The sequence below is a fragment of the Belnapia rosea genome (assembly GCF_900101615.1).
GTDB lineage: Bacteria > Pseudomonadota > Alphaproteobacteria > Acetobacterales > Acetobacteraceae > Belnapia > Belnapia rosea.
The window spans coordinates 1-1,325 of the sequence record NZ_FMZX01000110.1 but is presented as its reverse complement, the minus strand read 5'-3'; the positions used below and the strand labels follow the sequence as shown (position 1 = coordinate 1,325).

General features: G+C 67.2%; 1 protein-coding gene. It reads right to left on the bottom strand.

Annotated elements, in window-relative coordinates; translation table 11 throughout:
• Positions 1 to 58 precede the first annotated feature (58 nt).
• A complete protein-coding gene (locus BLR02_RS28280) occupies positions 59 to 1,258 on the bottom strand; it encodes an IS256 family transposase (protein WP_090665500.1) in 1,200 nt (399 codons plus the stop codon).
• Positions 1,259 to 1,325: the final 67 nt, after the last annotated feature.

The window sequence follows — 1,325 nt, the reverse complement described above, 5'->3', positions numbered from 1 at the left end:
GGTCGTGTCCCACAGCGTGGTGTAGGAGCGGTGCTCCTCAGCGGGCTGTGCCGCAGTGTCAAACAGCTGCAACTGGCAGGCTGACGGCCGGAGTATCGCTCACCGCGGTCATGGTCTCCAGCGTCATGTAGCGCGATCGCTGGGTGGCCCATTCATCGGACTGCTCGAGGAGGAGGGCACCGACGAGCCTGACGACGGCGGCCTGGTTGGGAAAGATGCCGACCACGTCGGTGCGGCGCTTGATCTCACCGTTGAGGCGCTCGATGGGGTTGGTCGAGTGGAGCTTGGCCCTGTGCTCGCGGGGGAAGTCCATAAAGGCCAATACGTCCTCCTCGGCGGCGTCCATCAGGCTGGCTAGCTTCGGCACCTTGGGGCGGAGCTGGTCGGCAACCCGGCGCCACTGGGCGTGAGCGGCAGGAGCATCGGCCTCGGCATAGGCGGTGGCAATCCAAACCGAGACGATGCGGCGCTGGGTCTTGCCGGCATGGGCCGCGGCGTTGCGGCCGAAATGAACGCGGCAGCGCTGCCACGTCGCCCTGAGCACCTTGGCCACCGCGGCCTTGAGGCCCTCATGGGCGTCGGAGATAACCAGCTTCACGCCGCGCAGGCCGCGCCGGGCCAGGCCGCGCAGGAAGTCCGTCCAGAAGGTCTCCGCCTCGGAGGCGCCGACCGCCATGCCGAGCACCTCGCGCCGACCATCGCCATTGACGCCCACCGCGATGGTGACCGCGACCGAGACAATGCGGCCCGCCTCCCTGACCTTCACGTAGGTGGCGTCGAGCCAGAGATAAGGCCAGTCACCCTCGATCGGCCGGGAGAGGAAATCCTGCACCCGTCCATCGATCTCGGCGCACAGGCGGCTCACCTGGCTCTTGCTGATCCCCTCCATGCCCATGGCGCGGACCAGATCGTCCACCGAGCGGGTGGAGATACCCTGGACATAGGCTTCCTGGATCACTGCCGTCAGCGCCTTCTCCGCCAGCCGTCTCGGCTCGAGGAAGGCCGGAAAATAGGAGCCACGCCGCAGCTTCGGAATGCGCAGCTCCACCGTCCCGGCCCGGGTCTGCCAGTCCCGCTCCCGATAGCCGTTGCGCTGGTTCACCCGCCCGGGGCTCCGCGCGCCATGCTCGGCGCCGCAGGCCCCCTCAGCATCCAGCTCCATCAGCCGATGGGCGGCAAAGCCAATCATCTCCCGAAGGAAAGTAGCATCAGAGCCCTTCTCCAGCAGCTCCCGAAGAGCGATCCTCTCATCGGTCATCGTGGCGTCCTTGGGTCAGAGTTGCGTGTCGCAACACAACCCTACCGAGGACTACCGCGATGGCCGC

Excerpts from the sequence above, each read along its gene's own strand:
- BLR02_RS28280 (WP_090665500.1), bottom strand. The coding sequence starts at position 1,258 with ATGACCGATGAGAGGATCGCTCTTCGGGAGCTGCTGGAGAAGGGCTCT.